Raw genomic sequence first — 21,644 nt, 5'->3', positions numbered from 1 at the left:
CTCTCCGGCTGCGACAGCAGTTGTTGTGAAACAAAGCAGCAGCGCAAAAACTGCAGTAATTTTGGACATCGCACACTCACGCTACAAAAGAGATGGGGGCGGTTTTGCCAGCTTCAAAACCCCTCATCACGCTATATCGCGGCGCTCAAAAAGAAAACGAGACGGCGCCTGCCATCCCGTTTCTCCTGACAATGTCTCGTCAGTGCGTGTGTTATGCGTTTCCGCGCGTTTCCAGAAGCCGGCGCGCAATGACTTGAGCCTGGATTTCGGCGGCACCTTCAAAAATGTTCAGGATCCGGGCATCACACAAGACACGCGAGATTTCATATTCCAGCGCGAACCCGTTGCCGCCATGAATCTGCAGCGCGTTGTCCGCTGCCGCCCAAGCAACCCGGGCTCCCAGAAGTTTCGCCATGCCAGCTTCAAGATCACAGCGTTTGCCAGAATCTTTTTGCCACGACGAGAAGTATGTCAGCTGCCGCGCGATCATGAGCTCGGCTGCCATCAGGGCCAGCTTGTCCGAGACACGCGGGAAATTGATCAAGGCCTTCCCGAACTGCACCCGGTCTTCTGAGTATTTCAGCCCGAGATCTAGGGCAGCTTGCGCCACGCCAAGTGCGCGGGCGGCCGTCTGGATGCGTGCACCCTCGAAGGTTTGCATCAATTGCTTGAAGCCTTCGCCCTCGACCTGGCCCAGGAGGTTTTCGCCCTTCACCTTGAAGCCGTCAAAGGCAATCTCGTACTCCTTCATGCCGCGATAGCCTAGAACCTCGATTTCGCCTCCGCTCATGCCTTCGGCCGGAAACGGATCTTCGTCCGTTCCACGGGGCTTTTCGGCAATGAACATCGACAATCCCTTGTAACCCGGTTCGTCGGGATTGGTGCGTGCGAGCAGGGTCATGATGTCGGCACGAACCGGGTGTGTGATCCAGGTCTTGTTGCCCGACACAGACCAGTCATCGCCCGTCTTGACCGCCCGTGTCTTCAGTGACGCCAGGTCGGAGCCCGTGTTTGGCTCTGTAAAGACGGCCGTCGGAAGGATCTCACCGGACGCAATTCTCGGCAGCCAGTGCTCCTTCTGCTCCTGTGTCCCACCACACAGGATAAGCTCTGCGGCGATTTCCGACCGGGTGCCCAAGGATCCGACGCCGATATAGGCCCGGGACAATTCTTCGGAAACAACGCACATGGCTTCCTTGCCCAGGCCCAACCCGCCGAATTCCTCAGGTATCGTCAGGCCGAACACGCCGAGCTCAGACATCTGGTCAACGATTTCCAGCGGGATATAGGCATTTTTCATGTGCCAATGGTGGGCATGCGGCACAACATTGTCTTCGGCAAACCGGCGCATCTCGTTGCGGATCTGCTCCATGGTCTCATCAAGACCGCTGTCGCCGAACATGGATTGACCCGCTTGGGTGCGGATCGCGTTTGCAATCTCCCAACGGACTTCCTGGGTGTTACCGGTTTCGATCAGTTTATCGATCACGGCCGTGCGGTGCTCAGACACTTCTTCCGCTGTCAATCCGAGATCAGCGAGCCGGACATACTCACCCTGATTCATTGGAATGCCGCCGAAGATTTGGGCGAGGTATTCGGCAAAACCCAATTGGGTCAGCTTTTCTTCCAAAAGCCCGAGTTTTCCCTGCTTCGACAATTTGGTCGCGTAGGCGTCCATTTGCCGGAGCGCTTCGACATAGGTGGCAAGCCATGCAAAGCCATGGGTTGCCCTTTGGTGCTGGTCCATAAGGCTGGACGAAATGCGGTCGCCCTCGACCACCCTGGCGCGCACACGTTGCGCTGCGATATCCAGCAGCTGGTCCAGTTGCTCGATCGCGGCTCCGGTCATTTCCATGAGGCTTTCAGGTCGTTCATCTACCATTGCAGCTGCAGTGGGCATCAAATATCTCCGTTTTCATTTGTTGCGCAAACGCGCTTCTTGTTGAAGCTATGTTGCGTTGCACATCCGGATTTGTCGAGCCGGAAATTCTCCGTCTTTCGAAGGGGGAGGTTTTCACGCTCCCGCCCTTGACGTTGCCTCCACCGACGGGCCAGATCTTGGCTATGAAATTGTACAGGCCAATCTTGGTAGTCTACGAAGTCCTCAAAGATGCGATTGGGCACTTTGCGAGCGACGACGGCTTTGCGATGGCCAGTCATGTAGCGCTTTCGGGACTTCTGGCCATATTCCCGCTGTTGATCTTTATCGCGTCTCTGGCCGCATTTCTGGGAATGACGGGGGCGGCTGACACGGTTTCGGAGCTCGTGTTTGACGCCTGGCCCGCAAGTGTAGCCGCTCCGGTCGTGGCCGAAATCAACAAGGTTTTGACTGTGCGCCGAGGCGATTTGCTGACTTTTGGCGCGGTTGCGGCCCTATGGTTCGCCTCAAATGGTGTTGAGGCTTTGCGGATGGCCCTCAATCGTGCCTACAGGCAGCAGGAGCACCGGTCGATCTTCGTTTTAAGGCTTCAGTCGCTCGCACTTGTGCTGCTCGGTGCGGCGATATTGCTCAGTTACACCTTTCTGGTCGTGCTGGCTCCGCTGGCGCTGGAGACCTTGCAGATCTACTTTCCGAAAGTGGAAGCGTTTCTCCTGTCCATCAACGTTGCCCGCTATACGCTTGCCGGTTCGCTGCTCGTGATTGGCCTCTTCATGACACATTGGCTTTTGCCGGCCGGTCACCGTTCGTTCAAGGATCTTTGGCCGGGGGTCGCAGCGACACTGATCATGTGGATTATCGCGGGCAGCGCCTTCGGCCGGTATCTGGCGAGTTTCGCCAATTACGTTTCGACCTATGGCGGTCTTGCGGGCATCATGACCGCCCTGATCTTTCTTTACATTTGCGCGCTGGTTTTCATTTTGGGTGGGGAGCTTAACGCCGCGATCGCCCGGCAGAGACGCTACCAAACCGCCCAAAACACGCGGCAAAACCGGAAAACCTTGACCGAATCGCCCTAAGCGGTTTTTCGCCTACGCTGCTTTGGGCTTGGACCGGATTGTGAGAACCGCACCCACGACGAGGGTCATTCCTGCAACCTGCACAATCGATAGCGTTTCGCCAAAGAGGAAATAGCTCTCAATGACGGTTGCAACAGGGACCAGATAAAACAGGCTGGCGACGCTAGATACCGCGCCTTGCCGGATGAGCAGCATCAGGAGCAAAACCGCTCCGATTGAAAGCACGAGAACCAGCCAGGCCATCGCAAAGATCAGATCGCCCGTCCAACTGATCTGCCAGCTTTCAAATAGGCTCAGGGGCAAGGTTACAAACAAGGCGCCCACATATTGCCAGAGCGTTGCGGCGATGAGATCCGTGCTAGGGACAAACCGCTTCTGATAGACAGTGCCAAGGCTGATGGCGAGAACCGCACCGACCACTGCCGCAATTGTGACCGGCGTGATCCCGGCGCCCGAAAGATCCATCCGCGGACCGAGGACAAGCATCAGCCCGGCAATGCCGATGGCCATGCTAAGCCAATGCCTTCCGGAGATCTTCTCTCTAAGGATCAGCACCGCAATGAGTGCTGTCAAAACCGGCTGAAGACCAACAATAATCGACGATGCGCCGGCCGGCATGCCCTGTTTGATCGCCCAGAACACGCCACCCAGATACAGGCCATGGACAAGCATGCCCGTCACGATGCAGTGGATGATGGCAACCGCCGACTTTGGCCACGACCGTGCCAGGAAAAGGCCAAGCACAAGCATCACCGGTAGAACGGCCAAGAAGCGGATGGTCAAAAACACCATCGGATCGATGTAGGGCGCGCCGAGTTTTGATCCGACGAATCCTGTTGACCAGAGGAGCACAAAAATGGCGGGCGCGGTTTTGGCGAGGGCGGACAAAAAAGACTCCCGGACAAAAAATTGAAAGCACTCAGATGCTTTTGCCCGGTAACCGCAACGTTAACCGTATCTTGGCAATTTTAGCTAAGAGTTTCGCGGAACAAATGACTTCCAAGGGGAATACGATTTTGGCCTTCCGCGCGCAATCACCATTTGGCCTCTTGTCCAGACTGTCTGTCCGGGTCCGGATTCAAACTCTCAGCCTTTTGACCATCATCGGCCTGGTCGTGATTGGCGGCGTTTTCTTCTGGAGTCAGGACAGCCTGAACACGGCGTTCCAGAGAATGTCGGAAAGCGCGAAATTGTCGGAAGATGTTGGGCGGCTTTCCAACATGACGGCCCAGCTTGAAAGCATCGAGAAAGGGTATATGGCCGAGCCGTCATCGGATCTTTTTCAGCAATTTTCAGCAGTGCTTGGTGAGGCGATTGCAACAGCGAATGCTGTGGCGGAAAACCCCGTGGCCGCGAACTACTCTGCGGAAATCTCGGACATTTCGGACACTTTGAGCGGCACAACCGGTGCCTTCGAAATGCTGGATACCGTTCAGCAGAAAATCGGTTACGACAGTTCTCAGGGATTTCTGGCGGGTCTGAATGAAAAAACCGGTGCGGTGACAGAGCGGCTTCAGGAAGAAATGAAGTTTGGCGGCGGTCCGGATTTTGAGAAGCTGGCCCGCGCAATCCTCGCGGTCCAGTTGGCCGAAAAAGAGTTCACCCTTGATAAAACGCCAGCGGCCCTGGAGGTTTTCACAACCCAGTTTGCCGCCTTCGAAGAGCTTCTTGAGAAGGTTTATATTTCCGATGCGATCAAGAAAGAGCTTTCCGACAACATGGTCGCGTACAAGGAAATTTTCGACAATTATACGGTTGCGGTGAATGAAAAGGCCGACAACCAAACCCTCCTGATGCACCTCTTCGAGTTGGTGCCGCCTCAGATTGAAGCCTTGAACATGGCCGTCGCCGATGTACAGGCTGCGGCAGCCACACAGCTTGATCAGACACGGACCATCGCAGCATATGCGATTGGCGGTGCCATTCTGGCAATGCTGGTTCTCCTTCCAGCCGCTGCATTCGGGATCGGCCAATCCGTTGCCCGGCCCCTGTCCCGCCTGCGTGAGGCGATGGAAGCGTTGGCCAGCGGAAACACCGACCTCGTCGTTCCCGAATTGCCGGGTAAGACGGAATTGGCGTCAATGAGCCGGACCATCCAGGTGTTCAAGGACAACGCTCTCGAACGGTCTCATCTTGCCGAGCGGCAGGCCGAGGAAAACCAGCTGCGCGATAAGAGAATGGCAGAGCTGGAAACCCTGATCGAACGTTTTGAAGGTGCTGTTGGCGCAGCGCTCGACAGTCTCGACCGTTCAAATGACGAGTTGCGGCAAACGTCTCAGTCCATGGAGCATGCGGCGGACGATGTTGCCGAGCAATCTGGTGAGGCAGGGGAAGCGGTAAGGGTTGCCACGGAGAATGTCACGGCTGCGGCCCACTCGGCCGAAGAGCTTGCGGCTTCCACGGCGGAAATCTCCGGACAGGCCAACAAGTCGACGGAAGTGGCCCAGCAAGCTGTTCTTAGCGCGTCATCCACGGTCTCGACGATGCAGGAACTCTCTGGAGCGGCGAACCGCATCGGGGAAGTGATGGGGCTTATCCGAGACATTGCCAATCAGACCAACCTGCTTGCGCTGAACGCGACGATTGAGGCTGCACGGGCAGGAGAGGCCGGCAAAGGTTTTGCTGTCGTGGCATCGGAAGTGAAACAGTTGGCTGAACAGACATCCCGCGCGACCGAGGACATTGCCACGCAGATCGAGGCGATCCAGGGCTCTTCGGGACAGGCGGTTCAAGCCATTGAAGATGTCAGCAAGATCATTTCGGAGATGGAGTCCCTCGCAAGCGCAGTGGCAGCTGCCGTCGAGCAGCAGGATGAGTCAATTCAGGCAATTGCAGAGAATGTCTCCAATGCCTCCGAACGGTCAGGTGACGGGGCAAGCCGCATGGGAACGATCGGGTCTGCTGCGGAACTTGCACGGTCGAACGGTGCGGAAGTTGAGAAGCTGGCCGGTTATCTCGGCGAGCAGGGAACGCTTATCCGGCGCGAAATTACAACGTTCCTGCAAGGGGTGCGAAGCGCCTAAATCCACCCCTTCCAATCGCGTGTTTGAGCGGCCCGCCCGATGCATTCTGCATTTGGCGGGCCGCATCACTTCGTGTTACGGACGGCAAACATAGACAAGACTGGGTGAACGGAATGCAGGAAGAAGTCGTCATCGTCGGTGCAGGCCAGGCCGGGGCCCAGGCCGCTCAATCCTTGCGGCAGGGTGGCTTCGAAGGGCCTCTCAGGCTGATTGGTGACGAGCCCCATCCCCCCTATCAGCGGCCGCCGCTTTCCAAGAAGTACCTGGCGGGCGACATCGGCTCCGAAGCGCTCTGGCTGCGGCCTCCGGCGTTTTTTTCCACCAACGCCATTGATTTCATTCCGAACACCCGGGCTACCGCCATCGACAGAAGCAAAAAAAGGCTGCAGCTGGAAAACGGAGATACGCTCTCCTATGGCAAGCTGATCTTGGCAACCGGAACCAATGCGCGCTGGTTGCCGCTACCGGGTGCCGACAAGCCAGGCGTTGTCACGCTTCGTTCCATTTCAGACGTCGATGCGATCCGCGCAAAGCTCTCGGAATGTTCGGCGCTGGCCATCATCGGAGCTGGTTACATAGGCCTCGAAGTGGCCGCTGTGGCCAAGTCCATGGGCAAGCGCGTTACCGTGATCGAAGCGCAGGACCGGCCCATGAAGCGGGTCGTTAGCACACCGGTTTCCGACTTCTTCACAAAGCTTCACCAGAACAATGGGATCGATCTGAAACTGAATGCCAGCATTGAGACCCTTGAGGGGGACGGCCATGTGACCGGCGTTCGGCTTGCAGATGGTGAGACCGTTCCCGCGGAATTGGTGCTGATCGCGGTTGGGGCCATTCCAAATGACGATCTTGCGCATGGGGCCGGGCTTGACGTTGACAATGGCGTTCTTGTCGACGGCGCCGGGCAGACGAGCGATCCATATATCTATGCGGTTGGAGATTGTACGCGGTTTTATTCGACGCGCTATGAACGTTCCATCCGGATGGAAAGCGTCCAAAATGCCATTGATCAGGCGAAAGCCGTCGCCCAGTCGATTCTGGGAGCGGACGTCGATTACGATCCGCTGCCGTGGTTCTGGTCCGATCAGTACGACATCAAACTTCAAATAGCCGGACTGTCGGAAGGCTACGATGACACAATTGTTGTGGGCGAGCCGGACGACAACAAATTTTATGTGGCGTATCTGAAAGCCGGTCAGCTGATCGCTGTGGACAGTATCAACGCCCCGCGATCCCACATGATGGCCCGCCGCGTGATCGGCGAGCTTTGGCGGGACGACTTGCTGCCGGACGCGTGACGGGCTGCCGGGATCTTTACTGTGCTGCCGTGTTTTGCAGGATGAGCCGTATGGTTTCCCTGGGGATTTCCAGATGCACCATATGGCCAACCCGTTCGAAAATATGAGTTGCCACGACACCTGGCAGCTTGTGGGCTTGGCGTGTTGGCAAAACGCGGTCCTGGGTGCCCCATAGAACCTTGACCGGCATTGGAAGCTCGGCGATTTCCTGGCGCGGCAACGTCTTTTGAACGGTGCCATCGATGATGTCACCCGCGATTGTTTCCAGGGTTGCGGCTGCCCCCGGCCGGTTTCGGCTCTCCGCCGCTGTCTTGGCGAGAAACTTCGGCAACTTGAACTCCCAGCCGAAAAACTGCTCCAAAAGGACTTCCATTTCACGGGTTTCGGTCGCCACTGCGTAGCGTCGCAGAAGCCTGTGGTTGATTTCCGGGCCGAAACCGCCGGGTGCCAACAGAGTTAAGCTGGCGACCCGTTCTGGCGCACGCAGCGCAATCAAGGCCGCTACGGCCCCGCCCATCGAGTGTCCGGCAAGATGTACCCTGTCGAGTTCCAGGGCATCCAGCGACTGGGTGACGGCCTCTGCGGCGACAGCTGCATTGCCAGCCACCGGCCAGTCTATTGCCTCGCCATGTCCTGGCATGTCGAAGGCCAATGACCGTTTGCGGCGTGCTAGGCCCGTTTGAATGTTTGTCCACGTGTTGCGGTCGCCGCCGAAACCGTGAAGCAGGATAACCGGCGCGCCGGTATTAGCCTCCTCCGATTCCTGCTCATGAAACGGAAGATGCGGTCGTACGGCAGGTTTTAAATCAGTCATGGGATGTCCAAATGGGAAGGTTTTGACCGGAACGGCTCGATTCGGAGCCAGTGTGTCAGGGGCTCATGCTACTCAATTCACTCAAGCGCAAAAAGTGGCTGCCGGCTTGAAAAGCCATAGAGTTCGAAATCTCCGACCGCACGCGCTCGTTCTGTTGCGAACGCTGCAACATCCTGTGTCATCAAGACATTTGACCCAGCGGTTTTAGTGAGGCTCTCGACGCGCGCTGCGGCATGAACAGTCTGGCCGATGACCGAGAAGGTAAGACGGTCCGGAACACCAATGTTGCCGAACATCACGGCCCCCGTGGACAAGGCGATGCCGGCTTTCATTTCCGGCAATGCGCTGTTCCGGGTATTGAAAGCCTTTATGCGCTGCCGGGTTTCGTCGGCTGCAGCAATGGCCTTTCGAACGGCAGCTTTCTGGCTCTGGCCGTCAGTCGGGAACACGCCTAGTACTGCGTCGCCAATGAAATCCAGTATCTCGCCCTGGCAGGCCTGCACGGCTCCCGCGGTCGCAGCGAAATAATCATTCAGGTATTGCAGGTAGGCCTCCGGTCCGAGCAGTTCTGCGATGGACGTTGAGTGCCGCATATCACTGTAATAGATGACCGCCTCGATCGTCTCCCCATCGCCATGGCGGATTTGACCATCGAGAACTTTGCGTGCAGCTGTGACGCCCAGATAAGTATCCGCGATCGTGCGGCTTATCTGGCTTTCCAGCGTTGCACGTGCTGCAAGAGCCAAGCGCTTCTGGATATACCGGATGGCGTCCAGTGCATCGTCGGTAAAACCGTCTTTTGCTTTTGTCGCCCAGCTGACGACAATTCCTGTGTTTTCGATTTCCGCCCGGATGGCAGGAATCTCGAAATGCGTCGGTAGAGCGAGATAATCCGTATAGCCATTCCCCTGGAGCCGCATCAGCAAGGGAAACTCAATGGGTGCATTCGGGCTCTTTAGTCGCCTGCGCAGCATCGGGTCACGATTTAGGAGAACGGCGCGTATCGGGCTTTGAAGCCAATCGTCCGAGTCTTCCTGATCGTGTGTAATCCGTTCGTGATAAGTCTCGCCGCCCAATTCCCAAAAAGCAATTTCAGCCTCAATCAGCGGATGAAGCGCCGACCAGACCAGCATGGCACGGTCAACCGGGACGTTGCATGCGCGCAGCCGTTCACACATCTCGGCAAACATGGCGGGCAGATCCGGCGACGAAAGCGCCTGGCCGATGAGCCATTCTTCGATCTGGTCAATGTCGGCCATGCTGATCATGGCGCCAAGTTAATTGTCATGGGCATCCGTTTCTAGTGGCTGAAGACCGGTTTCATTTTGATTTTGCCACTTCGGCCACCTGGCCTGGTCTTATGATTGCCCAATTGACGGTCACATCCGGGATAGTGCCATAGAGGTGGGATGGGTAAGTCTTGAAGCCGTTCCGCTTGGCCTCCGGATAAAAGCGCAAGATGGGCTCCAGCGGTTGCTCCCGATCCCCCCGCCAGACAAGCATGACACCCTTTTCCTGGACGTCCTTGAGATCAATCCACGGGCTCAAGTTCGTATCGTGCAAATAGAACATTGATGGGCGGCCATCTGCATGCAGGGTTACGTTGGCCGCCGACCACATGTCCCCGGCAACATAATAAAGGTCTGTGCCCACAGCGTCCTGCCAAATCTCTTCCAGATCCGCGGCAACAGCTTGTGCTGGGTAGTGAAGCCGTGTGTGCTTGGTCTTCCAGAGTGGTTCCAGGACTGCTTGACCGAACAGAACCCCTAGAAACACCGTCTGGATACCAATGGCCGCTGCAAGAGCGCGGCGTTCGAACGGCCACCTTTGGGGGAGGCTGATAAAGCGCACGGCAACAATCCCGGACAGCACAAACATGGGTGTTCCCCACATGTGTTCGAATTCGTTTCCGGTGACTGCGGAGGCGAGTACGACGACACCGAGCGGGAGGAAGGCAAACCAAAGCAGGAACCTGTCATCGGAATTTCGCTGGCCGAGATTGGTTCGTGGCGCAATCCCTCGTTTCAGTGCCTTTAGGCCGCTCCAACCGAGCCCTGCCAATACCACAACGAAAAGACCCGCGTGATTGCCGATTTGGGCCATCAAAAAATTGAGGGGATTGTAGATGTGGTCAAGGAATGAGGCCGCCGATTTGCTGCGGCTGGCCGCGTATTGAAGCGTCAGTAAATCGGTTTTCAGAAGCCAGCCCACATGCGGGATGAGCAGGACAAGGCATACCGCCGCGCACAGGTATGGACCGGCTGTCGCCAGATGTCGTCGGGCATGCGGGAAAACGAGTGCGTAAAGACCGATGGCTCCAATCAGGAGCGCCACAAAGTACTTCGTGTAAAGGCCAAACGCAGCCAGGGCGCCGAGCGAAAGCCAGAACCATAGTCTTCCTGTCGAAATGGCCCGGTGAAACAGGAAGATCATTCCGGCCCAAATGGGAATCTGGAGGATGTTCGGGTTGAACTCCGGCAGCGGCAACGTGAAATAAAAGGTGACGCTGGTGAGGACGAGGGACCAGAACCGCTGCCGGCCGGTCAATCCGATATCCGCTGCCAGAAGCCAGATGAACCAGAAGCCTGCCGCAACCGAGACCGCACTCAGCCAATACCCGCCGGCATATGTCCCGGTCAGCCAGTAGGTGAATTCCAGAAGCCACGCCTGCATTGGGGGGTGCTTGGTGTAGCCAAGCTGCAATTCGCGCCCCCAGGCAAAGCCCTCCACCACATCAAGCGGGGGATTGGGAAAGGTGAGGCTCGGCAGCAGCGCATAGGCCAAGCATAAGGTCCCAACGTATAGGATTGTCGCGCGGCTCGCCGTCATCAGAAAAAGATCCGACCTTATCCAGAAGCTTCAGTGTTGTGTGAAAACGCCCAAAGGCGGGCCCCGAGAAAAGACAGAGCGGGCACCACTGCAATTGAGAACAGGAGACCGGCTACATCGGGCCAGCGGGTTAGCTGGAGCCAAAGCGTCAGAACAACATTGTTCAAAGCAAATCCGACGACCGCAATCACGAGAAACCGGGCCATGCTGGCCAACGCTCTGCCATCCTTGCGCATATGTGAAAAGCTCCACCAGTAGTGCCCGGCAAAGGAAACACAAAACGCAATAACAAAGCCGAATATGTTTGCAACGAAGACATTCACTTCGGCCAATTCGTAAAGGCCTGTAGCAAATACAGCGTGGGTCGCGGTCGCCGCTGTGCCCACAACGGCAAACTTGCCAGCGGACGTGACTTCGGTTTTCAGTCCTGCGCGCCGAAAATCAGGCGCCATGCTGGTCATCTTTCTGGCCGGTTGCACGGGCGCTTTGCTGTCCTTCGATGACATCTTGCACGATGTAGATCGGCCTCTGCTTGGCTTCGTTGAATAGCCTTGCGATGTATTCGCCAATCATTCCTATGGAAAGCAATTGAACACCTGAAAAGAACAGAAGCGCGACCATCAAGGAGGAGTAACCGGGGACGTCAACTCCGGTCACGAAGACCCTGGCGATAAGATAAAGTGCATAGGCAAACGCTAAGAACGCGATCACGGCTCCGCCGTAGAACCAGATCCGCAGCGGCAGTGTTGTAAAACCTGTAAAGCCATCAAGCGCGAAATTCCAAAGCTTCCAGTAGTTGAATTTGCCCGCGCCTGCCGCCCGTTCCGGCCGCTCATACGGCACGGCCATCGCCGGAAAACCGACCCAGGCAAACAAACCTTTCATGAAGCGGTTGCGCTCCGGCAAATCCAACAGCGCGTCAATCACGGCACGGTCTATCAAACGGAAATCACCCGCGTTGGCCGGCATGCGAATGTTCGCGAGACGGTCAAAAAGCCTGTAAAACATTCCTGCCGTCGACCGCTTCATGAGTGTGTCGCTCGACCGGTCAACCCGTAGGCCATACACAACATCATAGCCTGCCCGCCAGCCATCGATCATCTGATGCATGAGCTCTGGCGGATCCTGCAAATCCGCGTCGATGATGACAGCAATGTCGCCCTTTGCGGCCTCCAGGCCGGCAGATAGCGCGGCCTCTTTCCCAAAGTTTCTTGAAAGACCAATCAGGCGCCCCGGCAGTCCCTCTTTCAAGGTATCTGCGAGAATGTCGGCGGTTGAATCCCGGCTGCCATCATCGATGAAAATGTACTCATAGGCCAACCCGGTTTCTTCAAGCACCGGGCGCGTTGCCTCCAGGAATTGGCGGATGACATCTTCTTCATCGAAGACAGGAACGATCAGGCTGAGAAGGGGCGTGGCCGGGCGCACATCCTTCCGGCGAGACAGATAGACGCTTGAAGAGGGTTTGGTCAGCATGCGTTGTTCGGTTGGTTCTTGTTGAGGCAACCTGCCGGAAAAACATGAAAAAGGCCAGCCCGTTCACCGGACTGGCCGTCTTTTCGCAGTGGTGGCGCCAAATCAGTTAAGAGCGCCGTGGCAGTGCTTGTACTTCTTGCCCGAGCCGCAGGGGCAGGCTTCGTTCCTGCCGACTTTACCCCATGTGGATGGGTCATTGGGGTCGCGCGAGGCGCCCCCCGGCACCAGAGGCCAGCTGGGCATCCGCCATTGCCATCTCATCCTCACCGGTCATCGGGTTGATGTGATGCGCATGCATCTCCGGTTCAGCTGGCATCTGCGGTGGCTGTTCACTGACCAGCTCAACGCGCGCAAGCTGGGCCGTCGTGATCTGGCGCAGCTGCATGAGCATGGACTCAAACAACGTAAATGCTTCGGTCTTGTACTCTTGAAGCGGATCACGTTGGCCATATCCGCGGAAGCCGACGACCGACCGGAGATGGTCCAGGTTGGACAGGTGTTCGCGCCACAGGTTGTCGAGTGTCTGAAGCAGAATTGCCTTTTCCACCTGGCGCATGATGTCCGGCGAGTATTTGGCGACTTTCTGAGCCATGGTCTCGTTGGCAGCGCGGAGCAGGCGTTCTTTGACTTCCTCGTCCGCAATGCCCTCTTCCGCAGCCCAGTCTTTGACCGGAAGATCAAGGTTCAGATACTTCTTGACCTCTTCGGTCAGGCCTTCGGTATCCCATTGTTCCGGATAGGCTTTTTCAGGAATATGCCGGGCGACGAGATCGTCGATGACGTCGTGGCGCATGTCGGACACCGCATCCTGGATCGCTTCGGAATCCATCAACTCGATGCGTTGGTCAAAAACAACCTTCCGCTGATCGTTCATGACATCGTCGAACTTCAGCAGGTTTTTGCGGATATCGAAGTTGCGGGCTTCAACCTTCTGCTGAGCTTTTTCGAGTGCCTTGTTGATCCACGGGTGGATAATAGCCTCGCCCTCTTCCAGGCCCAGTTTCTGGAGCATGGAATCCATGCGCTCGGAGCCGAAGATCCGCATCAGGTCGTCTTGAAGAGACAAGAAGAACTTGGAATGTCCGGGGTCACCCTGGCGGCCCGACCGGCCACGCAGCTGATTGTCGATGCGGCGGCTTTCGTGACGCTCGGTGCCGATCACATACAAACCGCCCGCTGCCAGAGCCTTTTGCTTGAGCTCTTCAACTTCCTCGCGAATGGCAGCTTCTTTCGCCGTCCGCGTTTCGTTTTCCGGCATTTCGCCGAGTTCCATCTCAATCTGCATGTCGGCATTGCCGCCAAGCTGAATGTCGGTACCGCGGCCGGCCATGTTTGTGGCAATGGTCACGGCGCCCGGTAGGCCTGCTTGCGCAACAATGAACGCTTCCTGCTCATGGTACCGCGCATTCAAAACAGCAAAGACTTTGGTTTTGCCGCCGTCTTTTTTCTGAGCCGCAGCGAATGCCGCCGGATCGCTCAGGTCGATTTGCTTGTAGCCATGCTCCTTCAGAAGCTCGGCCAAAAATTCAGACTTTTCGATTGATGTGGTGCCGACGAGAATGGGCTGCCCGCGTTCCTTGCAATCATCGATCAGCTTGACGATCGCATTGAATTTTTCCTGAACAGTCCGATAAACCTCATCGTCGTCATCGATCCGTTTGACAGTAACGTTCGTCGGAATTTCAACGACTTCGAGCTTGTAGATGTCGGCAAATTCATCCGCTTCCGTCGATGCCGTGCCTGTCATGCCGGCAAGCTTGTCGTACATACGGAAGTAGTTCTGGAACGTGATCGATGCGAGCGTCTGGTTTTCCGGCTGGATCTGGGCATTTTCACGCGCTTCCAGCGCCTGGTGAAGCCCTTCGGAAAACCGGCGGCCCGGCATCATGCGTCCGGTAAACTCGTCGATGATGACGACTTCGCCATTGCGGACAATGTAGTCCTTATCCCGCTGGAAAAGCTTGTGGGCTTTTAGTGCCTGCTGCAGGTGGTGAACGATGGAGACGTTCTCAACGTCGTAAAGGGAATCGCCCTTCAGGAGACCGGCTTCGCTCAGAAGGCCTTCCAGTTTCTCGTTGCCTGCTTCGGTAAAGGTCGCCGACCGCTGCTTTTCATCCAGCTCGTAGTCCTCTTCGGTCAAGTGCGGGATGAAGGCATCGACCGTGTTGTAGAACTCGGAGCGGTCTTCGAGCGGACCGGAAATGATAAGCGGGGTCCGGGCTTCGTCGATCAGGATGGAATCGACCTCATCAACGATTGCATAGGCATGGTTGCGCTGAACCATCGATGCCCGGTCATGCTTCATGTTATCACGCAGATAGTCGAAGCCGAATTCGTTGTTTGTCCCGTAAGTGACGTCCGCTGCATAAGCCTCGCGCCGCTCTTCATCCGACAGGCCGTGCGTGATGCACCCAACTGTCAGACCCAGGAATTTGTAAACCTGCCCCATCCACTCGCTGTCGCGCTGGGCGAGATAATCATTGACGGTGACAACGTGAACGCCATTTCCGGCAAGCGCATTCAGGTAAACCGGTGCGGTTGCAACGAGGGTTTTACCTTCACCGGTTCTCATTTCTGCAATTTGGCCCGAATTGAGGACCATGCCGCCGATCAGCTGAACATCATAGTGACGCTGGCCGAGTGCACGGCGAGCCGCCTCACGGACCGTTGCGAAGGCCGGTGGAAGGAGATCCTCCAGCGAAGCACCGTTTTTGAGCTGCTCGCGGAACTCGTCGGTTCGCGCCCTCAAAGCTTCGTCGGACAGAGCCTGAACTTCTGGCTCAAGGGCATTGATCTGGTCGACCCGAGCCTTGAAGTTTTTGATTTTCCGGTCGTTTGAAGACCCGAACAGTTTACGTGCTAGTGCGCCAAGGCCAGCCATGTGGCGGTCCTTCCCTAACAGGCGGCGCCAATGGCAATCAGGCGTCCACCCTTGAAATCGTCTCATTTGCGGTACACGTTGCGGACATGCGCAGCGCGCTGGCCGTTAAACACGGCCGAAAAATGCCTCCCCAACCTGTCGGGCCGGGACGCTCGACAGATAAGTGGGGGCAGAATGCTTGTCAACGCTGCACGAATGCGCAAAGTACCGTCGCCCTGCTAATTGTGGGTAAGAATTATTCCGTTCCTATAGGTAAAGGACTCCATATGCTCCGACTTTCAATGCGCCGGCCGGCCCGGGCGCTGGCAGCCTCACTCATTGCTGTCACACTCGGTTCAACCAGTGTTTGGGCCCAAGAACCTGGCGACGTTGTTGCCAAGGTCGGCGATGCCGTGATTACCGAGGCAGATATTGCGTTTGCAGCACAGGATCTGGGTCAGGAGCTCCAGCGTTTTCCGCCTGCGCAGTGGCGGCAAGTCTTGCTTGAAGTCATGATTGACATGGAACTCGCCGCGCAGGCGGCAAAAGCGGAAAACCTCGACCAAGATCCCACATTTCAGAACCAGTTGAAGTTTCTCGAAATGCGCGCCTTGAGGAACGCATTCATTGGCGACGTTATCAATGCCGGGATCACCGATGAAGACCTTCAGGCAGCCTATGATGAGGAGTTTGCCGACTATGAGGGGCCGGAAGAGGTCAACGCCCGCCATATCCTAGTTAAAGAAAAAGCCGAGGCAGAGGCGATCATCAAAGAACTCCAAGATGGCGCGGACTTTGCGGAGCTTGCCAAGGAAAAATCAACAGGCCCTTCAGGTTCAAATGGCGGTGACCTGGGATACTTCAGCACCGGGCAAATGGTGAAGCCGTTTGAAGATGCTGTGTTCGCGCTTGAGCCGGGTGCTATCACGCAAGAGCCTGTCGAGACGCAATTTGGCTGGCACGTAATAAAGCTTGAAGGCAAGCGGGCCCAGGAAAAACCGTCATTGGAAACTGTTTCCGACCAGTTGCGTCAGCAGCTGATGCGGGTGCGGTACGATGAGAAAATGGCCGAGTTGAAAGCATCCACGCCGGTGGAAATCCTGGATGAGGCGTTGGCCAAGGCGCAGGAAGAGGCGGAAAACGCCCCTGCTGAGTAATCGTTCTTTGTAGGCGTCAATTTTCACCCGGCGGCTCCGGCCGCCGGGTGATTTGCATCTACCGTTGTTAAGCTTGCTTGGATGATTGAAAGATCTTGCGCATGGGCGTGTCATGCTGCAAGTGACAGGGCACGTACCAATTGGAATCCGTACCCATGTCTTCTTCTGTATCCCCACTTGCCCCAAAGTCTTTCGAAGAGCTTCCGCAAATCGAAGGAGTTAATTTTGCGACCGCCAGCGCCGGGATCAAATACAAGGGGCGCACTGACGTTTTGCTTGCGATAATGCAAGAAGGCACCACCGTTGCCGGTGTTTTCACGAAATCAAAGTGTTCATCGGCGCCTGTTGATTGGTGCAAGCAAAGAATTGGGAATGGGAAAGCGTCCGCTCTTTTGGTGAATTCAGGTAATGCCAATGCCTTCACCGGGAAAAAGGGCGCCGCAGCCGTCGAGCTTTCCGCTGACATTGTTGCGAAAGCGCTGGGATGCCCGGAGGACGAAGTCTTCCTTGCGTCAACTGGAGTGATCGGCGAGCCTCTGCCGGCCGAAAAGTTTTCCGGTGTGATCGATGCGTTAAAGGATGCTCAGGGAACAGCCTCCTGGCTTGAGGCAGCCAAAGCGATCATGACCACAGACACGTTCCCAAAAGTGTCGAGCGCCAGCATCGATTTGGATGGGCAAACGGTGACAATTAACGGGATTGCCAAAGGGGCAGGAATGATCGCGCCAGATATGGCGACGATGCTGTCGTTCATCTACACAGATGTGCCGGTTGCTGCCCCCGTGCTGCAGGCTGTGCTGAGCGGGCAGGTCGATGGAAGTTTCAACGCAATCACCGTTGATAGCGATACGTCCACCTCCGACACTGTCCTGCTCTTTGCCACCGGGGCTGCTGCAAGCCGTGGAGTTGAGCCGATCAACGCTGAGACGGACCCGCGCATTGTGGTGGTGCGTGCAGCCTTGGCGGATGTCATGGTGGACCTTGCGCACCAAATTGTCCGGGACGGCGAAGGTGCCCGCAAATTTGTTGAAGTCAGTGTTGAGGGAGCTGAAAGTGATGGCTCGGCTCGGAAAATAGCCATGGCCATCGCAAACTCACCCTTGGTCAAGACCGCCGTGGCAGGTGAAGACGCCAACTGGGGGCGCGTTGTCATGGCTGTTGGAAAGGCCGGAGAGCCGGCGGACAGGGATCGGCTGGCAATTTGGTTTGGCGATGTCAGGGTCGCGGTCGATGGCGAGCGGGATCCGGACTACAGCGAAGCTGCAGCGTCTGCGGTGATGAAGGAAGAAGAAATCCGATTACGGGTTGACCTTGGCCTGGGTCTTGGAACGGCGACCGTCTGGACATGCGATCTTACAAAAGAGTATGTCGCCATTAACGGCGATTACCGGAGCTAGTTCTGAGCAGTTTCACATGTTTCGACGTGTAACTGGAGCGTTAACCGTTCCTTTCACCGGTGCCTCAATTTGGGTGGTTAAATGACGAAGATCGTTTTGGTTGCCGCATGCGCGCTAATCGATGTGGACGGCCGCATTTTGCTCGCGCAAAGGCCCGAAGGCAAATCCATGGCAGGTTTGTGGGAGTTTCCGGGGGGAAAAGTCGAACCCGGTGAGCGGCCGGAGGAGACGCTTATTAGAGAACTTCGGGAAGAGCTCGGAATTGAGGTTAATGAAGCGTGTCTTGCTCCGCTGACATTTGCAAGCCATGCTTACGAGGATTTTCACCTACTTATGCCACTATACATCTGCAGGAGATGGGATGGCATGCCGCAGGGGCGTGAAAACCAATCTTTAAAATGGGTCAAAGCGGTCAGGCTGAGGGATTATCCGATGCCGGCAGCGGATGAACCACTTATTCCGCATCTGATGGATGCAGTGTCGGGCATATAGACGGAAACAGGAAGGGCACTGTTTTGGCCATCAGTGAGAGTCTCCGGGCAAATCTGCTCATATTTGCCGGGTACGCGAAACGCTTTTGCCGCGACTCCCGCGGAGCAACGATGATTGAATACGGCCTCATTGCTGGACTTATCAGCATAGTCATGCTTGGCGCATTGACAGCCATGGGAACCGCAATAGAGCAAACCTTCTTTGGCGCGGTTGTCGACGCAGTCAACGGGTAGCCGCGCATTGACTGGCGACGACTGAGCCGCAGGTTATCTTTTCCTTTCGTTTATCGGCACTTCTGCTGTTCCGAGAGCATCCGCGAGACGGGTTTTTGCAGAGCCCGGTTTTAAAGGCTTTTGCTGGCTTTCGTGCGGCGCCCACCCTGACAGTGTCACCATTGAAAAGGTCGCCCTGATGCGGCCGTCCGGATCACTGTAATCAATGGAGTAGATCTCTGCAGCCCGCATCAAAATTTCCCGTGTGAGGGATGTCCTCCCCTGGTCCAGGAGCACTCCTGTTGCGCCCATAGCTCGTAGATCAGCCAAAAGCGCAAACAGACTGTCGTAGCGGACCGTCAGCTGATCCATGTCCGTGACAGGCAAGGCGAGCCCAGCTCTTTGCAGCAGGCTGCCCAAATCCCTTGTATCAGCGAATGGCGAAACCCTGGCTGCGGCGCCTCCCCGGACATCCAGTTCAGCACGGGTGAGGCTGTCCCGGAGTTCATTCAAGGTCCCCGCACCTGGAAGCGTTGCCAAAAACAGGCCGTCCGGACGGAGCGCACGGCGGATCTGAACCAGCGTGCCGGGCAAATCATTTACAAACTGAAGGTTCAATGCGGACACGATGAGATCCACCGTGCCATCTCCAAAGGGCAGCATTTCGTCATCAAGGACAAAATCCGGGCGCGTAATGTGCGGAGCTGCACTGAAAAGGTCTCCCCGGAGGATCCGGCTTGCCTTCCCGGAGGTTTCAATCGCTGACATCACATGCGTCGTATGGCCGCCGAGATCGACTGCGGTTTCGAAGTGGCGATTTACCAAGGACAAGCGATCGCCTAGATCCTCCGCTACGGCATGAAGCAGGAAATCAGCACCTGTCGTGGATCGTTTCAGTGCGCGGGCTCTGTTCGTCCGGAAGCGTTTACGGTCAAATATGGCGGGCTGCGTTGTCACGGATCTGCTTTCATTTGGCGCTTTATTCCGGTGAGATATGGCATATGGTCATTTGGGTCAAAAAGCGCGACAGTCTCAATGCAAAGAGAAGCCCATGGGCATGGACACCAGTTCCGGACGCCGCATTGCGCATCCATTCAGTAAAGCTGCCGGGGTTGCCGCAGTCACGGCCAGACGCTCCTTCGCAGTAATACTCGATGGTCTCCTGCCGCCCCGTTGCATTTGCTGTCAAAACCGCATCGCCGACGCGGGCAGGCTTTGCGCCCCATGTTGGCAGAAAATGCCGTTCCTGGAGAAACCATGGTGCTACCGTCTGGGGACACCATTTTCTCATGACATGGGTGAAGCTGCGTGGAGCCCGAAGGCGATTGCAGATCCTCCGGAGTTTGACAGGCTGCGGGCAGTTGCGCTGTATCAAGGACCCGCAAGTGATCTTGTTCTTTCGCTAAAATATGCCGGGCGGCGTGATCTGGCCGTTCCAATGGGGCATTGGCTGGCACGCGCGGGCGCTGAAATCTTGTCAGCGGACAGCCTGGTGGTGCCCGTCCCGCTGCATTGGTTCCGGTTATGGCGCCGCCGCTTCAATCAGGCTGCAGATTTGGCCAGGTCTGTTGCGCAACAGAGCGGCGCCAGTTTTCAGCCCGAAATCTTGCGCCGCGTGCGCCGTACCCGGCAACAAGTTGGCCTGAGCGCAAAGCAAAGGCATGCAAACGTTCGCGCCGCTTTCAAACTTGCAAAACATCGTGAGGCGGACGTGTTTGGACGGCACATCGTTTTGATCGACGATGTGCTGACAACCGGGTCCACCGTTTCAGCCTGCACGAAGGTTTTGAAGGCGGCGGGAGCTGCCCGCGTGGATGTATTGGCCTTTGCCCACGCTGATCCGTCTGTTTCACGGGACGCTTAGAATTCGTTTCCAGGATCACCTCCGGATCTTGTGTTTGAAAGAGCAGCAAGCATATAACCTTGGAAAGTCAGAAGACTTCCGGCGGTCGTGCCGCATCAATATATGCTTGAAAGGACAAGCTCTTGGCTGAAGTCGTAATATACACACGACAATTGTGTGGGTTTTGTACAGCTGCAAAACGCCTTCTTGAGCGTAAAGGTGTCGCTTACAAAGAGCATGATGCCACCTTTGACCAAGACCTGCGCAAAGAGATGGTTCAAAAAGCAAATGGGCGGTCCACTTTTCCGCAAATCTTTGTGGGGGACACGCATGTCGGAGGCTGTGACGATTTGCACGACCTGGATCGGGCGGGCAAATTGGACGCACTCTTGGCAGCATAGGGCAAGTTTACTCTGCCAGCCCCATTTCGTCGTCGAAAGGTCGTTGAATGTCCTCGTTTAAAGCAGCCTGCATCCAGCTTTGCAGTGGGAAGGATCCACAAGATAACTTTGAGTCTGCGAAAGACTTGATCGTTCAAGCAGCATCGGGCGGCTCTAAGTTTATTCAGACGCCGGAGATGTCAAACGTTCTTGTCCGGAGCCGGGAGGAGCTGCTGGAACGCATAGGCGCCGCTGATCAGGATCCGTTTCTGGCCGGCTCAAAACGGTTAGCCGCAGAACTTCGCGTTTATATTCACCTCGGATCGCTGGCCGTTTTGCTGGAAGATGGCCGTGTCGCAAACCGTGCCTTTCTGATTGACCCGGACGGGGAGGTGCGGGCGACCTATGACAAGATCCATATGTTTGATGTCGATCTGCCTAATGGTGAGAGCTGGCGGGAATCCGCAACCTATGAGCCCGGCTCCAAGACCGTGATTGCGGAACTTCCTTTTGGGAAAATTGGCCTGTCTGTATGTTACGATGTGCGCCAGCCCGCCATTTTCCGGACCCAAGCGCGGAATGGCGCAGAGGTTTTGACAGCCCCGGCTGCGTTCACACGGCAGACTGGTGTCGCCCACTGGCATGTGTTACAGCGCGCCCGCGCTATCGAGAATGGCGCGTTCGTGATGTCTGCAGCTCAAGGAGGCCTTCACGAAGATGGCCGTGAAACATTCGGACACAGCCTTATCGTGGATCCTTGGGGAGAGATAATTGCCGAGCTTGATCATGACCGCCCCGGCTTTGTGGCAGCCGAGATCGATACAGACTTGGTTACCAAGGCGCGCGGCCGGATTCCAGCAATTGTTAATGAACGCTCATTTGAAGTCGCCAGCTTGACGGCATGA

At 56.4% G+C, this 21,644-nt stretch carries 19 protein-coding genes and 1 pseudogene; 10 read left to right on the top strand and 10 right to left on the bottom strand.

Annotation, left to right across the window (positions count from 1 at the left end):
- Nucleotides 1-211: 211 nt before the first annotated feature.
- Nucleotides 212-1,900, bottom strand: a complete 1,689-nt coding sequence (locus E1180_RS03265) for an acyl-CoA dehydrogenase family protein (protein ID WP_196220515.1) — start codon at nucleotides 1,898-1,900, stop codon at nucleotides 212-214.
- A 164-nt stretch (nucleotides 1,901-2,064) separates the two neighbouring features.
- Between E1180_RS03265 and E1180_RS03260 the strand changes: the two genes are divergently transcribed.
- On the top strand, nucleotides 2,065-2,958 hold the full coding sequence (locus E1180_RS03260; RefSeq protein WP_155189653.1) for a YihY/virulence factor BrkB family protein: 894 nt from the start codon (nucleotides 2,065-2,067) through the stop codon (nucleotides 2,956-2,958).
- 12 nt (nucleotides 2,959-2,970) lie between these two features.
- Here E1180_RS03260 and E1180_RS03255 read toward each other — a convergent pair whose 3' ends face one another.
- Nucleotides 2,971-3,846: a DMT family transporter gene (locus E1180_RS03255; RefSeq protein ID WP_155189652.1), complete on the bottom strand. Its 876-nt coding sequence runs from the start codon at nucleotides 3,844-3,846 to the stop codon at nucleotides 2,971-2,973.
- Nucleotides 3,847-3,950: 104 nt separating this feature from the next.
- Between E1180_RS03255 and E1180_RS03250 the strand changes: the two genes are divergently transcribed.
- Nucleotides 3,951-5,981: a methyl-accepting chemotaxis protein gene (locus E1180_RS03250; RefSeq protein WP_208996902.1), complete on the top strand. Its 2,031-nt coding sequence runs from the start codon at nucleotides 3,951-3,953 to the stop codon at nucleotides 5,979-5,981.
- A gap of 113 nt (nucleotides 5,982-6,094) precedes the next feature.
- A complete protein-coding gene (locus tag E1180_RS03245; RefSeq protein WP_155189651.1) occupies nucleotides 6,095-7,279 on the top strand; it encodes an NAD(P)/FAD-dependent oxidoreductase in 1,185 nt (394 codons plus the stop codon).
- 16 nt (nucleotides 7,280-7,295) lie between these two features.
- Here E1180_RS03245 and E1180_RS03240 read toward each other — a convergent pair whose 3' ends face one another.
- The 6 genes and pseudogenes from E1180_RS03240 to secA form a co-directional block, all read right to left on the bottom strand.
- Nucleotides 7,296-8,093, bottom strand: a complete 798-nt coding sequence (locus E1180_RS03240; protein ID WP_155189650.1) for an alpha/beta fold hydrolase — start codon at nucleotides 8,091-8,093, stop codon at nucleotides 7,296-7,298.
- Between the two features lie 77 nt (nucleotides 8,094-8,170).
- Entirely contained in the window at nucleotides 8,171-9,352 is a 1,182-nt protein-coding gene (locus E1180_RS03235) for an adenylate/guanylate cyclase domain-containing protein (protein WP_208996900.1), read from the bottom strand.
- A gap of 61 nt (nucleotides 9,353-9,413) precedes the next feature.
- Nucleotides 9,414-10,922: a glycosyltransferase family 39 protein gene (locus tag E1180_RS03230; RefSeq protein ID WP_155189648.1), complete on the bottom strand. Its 1,509-nt coding sequence runs from the start codon at nucleotides 10,920-10,922 to the stop codon at nucleotides 9,414-9,416.
- Nucleotides 10,923-10,939: 17 nt separating this feature from the next.
- Complete coding sequence (locus tag E1180_RS03225; RefSeq protein ID WP_155189647.1) at nucleotides 10,940-11,374, bottom strand: GtrA family protein; 435 nt, start codon at nucleotides 11,372-11,374, stop codon at nucleotides 10,940-10,942.
- Nucleotides 11,364-12,398 carry a glycosyltransferase family 2 protein gene (locus tag E1180_RS03220; RefSeq protein ID WP_155189646.1) on the bottom strand — a complete coding sequence of 345 codons (1,035 nt, stop codon included), beginning with the start codon at nucleotides 12,396-12,398 and terminating at the stop codon, nucleotides 11,364-11,366. Before E1180_RS03220 ends, E1180_RS03225 begins: the two co-directional genes overlap by 11 nt.
- Before the next feature lie 102 nt (nucleotides 12,399-12,500).
- Nucleotides 12,501-15,279, bottom strand: a pseudogene (gene secA / locus E1180_RS03215) (preprotein translocase subunit SecA).
- 266 nt (nucleotides 15,280-15,545) lie between these two features.
- On the opposite strand from secA, the gene E1180_RS03210 reads away from it, so the two are divergent.
- The 4 genes from E1180_RS03210 to E1180_RS03195 all read left to right on the top strand — a co-directional run bounded on the left by E1180_RS03210 (nucleotide 15,546) and on the right by E1180_RS03195 (nucleotide 18,537).
- Nucleotides 15,546-16,415 (top strand): peptidylprolyl isomerase, encoded by an 870-nt coding sequence (locus E1180_RS03210; protein WP_208996898.1) that lies wholly within the window; start codon nucleotides 15,546-15,548, stop codon nucleotides 16,413-16,415.
- A gap of 155 nt (nucleotides 16,416-16,570) precedes the next feature.
- Nucleotides 16,571-17,812, top strand: a complete 1,242-nt coding sequence (gene argJ, locus E1180_RS03205) for a bifunctional glutamate N-acetyltransferase/amino-acid acetyltransferase ArgJ (protein WP_155189645.1) — start codon at nucleotides 16,571-16,573, stop codon at nucleotides 17,810-17,812.
- Nucleotides 17,813-17,893: 81 nt separating this feature from the next.
- On the top strand, nucleotides 17,894-18,304 hold the full coding sequence (gene mutT, locus E1180_RS03200; RefSeq protein WP_155189644.1) for an 8-oxo-dGTP diphosphatase MutT: 411 nt from the start codon (nucleotides 17,894-17,896) through the stop codon (nucleotides 18,302-18,304).
- 23 nt (nucleotides 18,305-18,327) lie between these two features.
- Entirely contained in the window at nucleotides 18,328-18,537 is a 210-nt protein-coding gene (locus tag E1180_RS03195) for a Flp family type IVb pilin (protein WP_341873543.1), read from the top strand.
- A 33-nt stretch (nucleotides 18,538-18,570) separates the two neighbouring features.
- Here E1180_RS03195 and E1180_RS03190 read toward each other — a convergent pair whose 3' ends face one another.
- Together E1180_RS03190 and E1180_RS22685 are read right to left on the bottom strand one after the other, a co-directional pair.
- Nucleotides 18,571-19,473 carry a methyltransferase domain-containing protein gene (locus E1180_RS03190; protein WP_283404556.1) on the bottom strand — a complete coding sequence of 301 codons (903 nt, stop codon included), beginning with the start codon at nucleotides 19,471-19,473 and terminating at the stop codon, nucleotides 18,571-18,573.
- Between the two features lie 22 nt (nucleotides 19,474-19,495).
- The gene (locus E1180_RS22685; RefSeq protein ID WP_341873545.1) at nucleotides 19,496-19,705 is read right to left on the bottom strand and encodes a hypothetical protein; all 210 of its coding nucleotides are present in this window, start codon (nucleotides 19,703-19,705) and stop codon (nucleotides 19,496-19,498) included.
- Here E1180_RS22685 and E1180_RS03185 point away from each other — a divergent pair.
- The 3 genes from E1180_RS03185 (at nucleotide 19,664) to E1180_RS03175 (ending at nucleotide 21,644) form a co-directional block, all read left to right on the top strand.
- Nucleotides 19,664-20,380 carry a ComF family protein gene (locus E1180_RS03185; RefSeq protein WP_341873544.1) on the top strand — a complete coding sequence of 239 codons (717 nt, stop codon included), beginning with the start codon at nucleotides 19,664-19,666 and terminating at the stop codon, nucleotides 20,378-20,380. The genes E1180_RS22685 and E1180_RS03185 overlap by 42 nt on opposite strands.
- Nucleotides 20,381-20,502: 122 nt before the next feature.
- Nucleotides 20,503-20,760 (top strand): glutaredoxin 3, encoded by a 258-nt coding sequence (grxC, locus tag E1180_RS03180; protein ID WP_155189643.1) that lies wholly within the window; start codon nucleotides 20,503-20,505, stop codon nucleotides 20,758-20,760.
- A 47-nt stretch (nucleotides 20,761-20,807) separates the two neighbouring features.
- Nucleotides 20,808-21,644, top strand: a complete 837-nt coding sequence (locus tag E1180_RS03175) for a carbon-nitrogen hydrolase family protein (protein WP_155189642.1) — start codon at nucleotides 20,808-20,810, stop codon at nucleotides 21,642-21,644.

It is taken from the genome of Roseibium denhamense (genome assembly GCF_009711415.1).
GTDB lineage: Bacteria > Pseudomonadota > Alphaproteobacteria > Rhizobiales > Stappiaceae > Roseibium > Roseibium denhamense.
Note: the sequence above shows the minus strand (reverse complement) of the source record. Positions and strands in the feature narration are given on the sequence as shown.

What these genes read in the sequence shown, in the direction of transcription:
- E1180_RS03265 (WP_196220515.1), bottom strand. Translation starts at nt 1,900, where the DNA reads ATGCCCACTGCAGCTGCAATGGTAGATGAACGACCTGAAAGCCTCATG.
- E1180_RS03260 (WP_155189653.1), top strand. Translation starts at nt 2,065, where the DNA reads ATGAAATTGTACAGGCCAATCTTGGTAGTCTACGAAGTCCTCAAAGAT.
- E1180_RS03250 (WP_208996902.1), top strand. Translation starts at nt 3,951, where the DNA reads ATGACTTCCAAGGGGAATACGATTTTGGCCTTCCGCGCGCAATCACCA.
- E1180_RS03245 (WP_155189651.1), top strand. Translation starts at nt 6,095, where the DNA reads ATGCAGGAAGAAGTCGTCATCGTCGGTGCAGGCCAGGCCGGGGCCCAG.
- E1180_RS03240 (WP_155189650.1), bottom strand. Translation starts at nt 8,093, where the DNA reads ATGACTGATTTAAAACCTGCCGTACGACCGCATCTTCCGTTTCATGAG.
- E1180_RS03235 (WP_208996900.1), bottom strand. Translation starts at nt 9,352, where the DNA reads ATGGCCGACATTGACCAGATCGAAGAATGGCTCATCGGCCAGGCGCTT.
- E1180_RS03230 (WP_155189648.1), bottom strand. Translation starts at nt 10,922, where the DNA reads ATGACGGCGAGCCGCGCGACAATCCTATACGTTGGGACCTTATGCTTG.
- E1180_RS03225 (WP_155189647.1), bottom strand. Translation starts at nt 11,374, where the DNA reads ATGGCGCCTGATTTTCGGCGCGCAGGACTGAAAACCGAAGTCACGTCC.
- E1180_RS03220 (WP_155189646.1), bottom strand. Translation starts at nt 12,398, where the DNA reads ATGCTGACCAAACCCTCTTCAAGCGTCTATCTGTCTCGCCGGAAGGAT.
- E1180_RS03210 (WP_208996898.1), top strand. Translation starts at nt 15,546, where the DNA reads ATGCTCCGACTTTCAATGCGCCGGCCGGCCCGGGCGCTGGCAGCCTCA.
- argJ (WP_155189645.1), top strand. Translation starts at nt 16,571, where the DNA reads ATGTCTTCTTCTGTATCCCCACTTGCCCCAAAGTCTTTCGAAGAGCTT.
- mutT (WP_155189644.1), top strand. Translation starts at nt 17,894, where the DNA reads ATGACGAAGATCGTTTTGGTTGCCGCATGCGCGCTAATCGATGTGGAC.
- E1180_RS03175 (WP_155189642.1), top strand. Translation starts at nt 20,808, where the DNA reads ATGTCCTCGTTTAAAGCAGCCTGCATCCAGCTTTGCAGTGGGAAGGAT.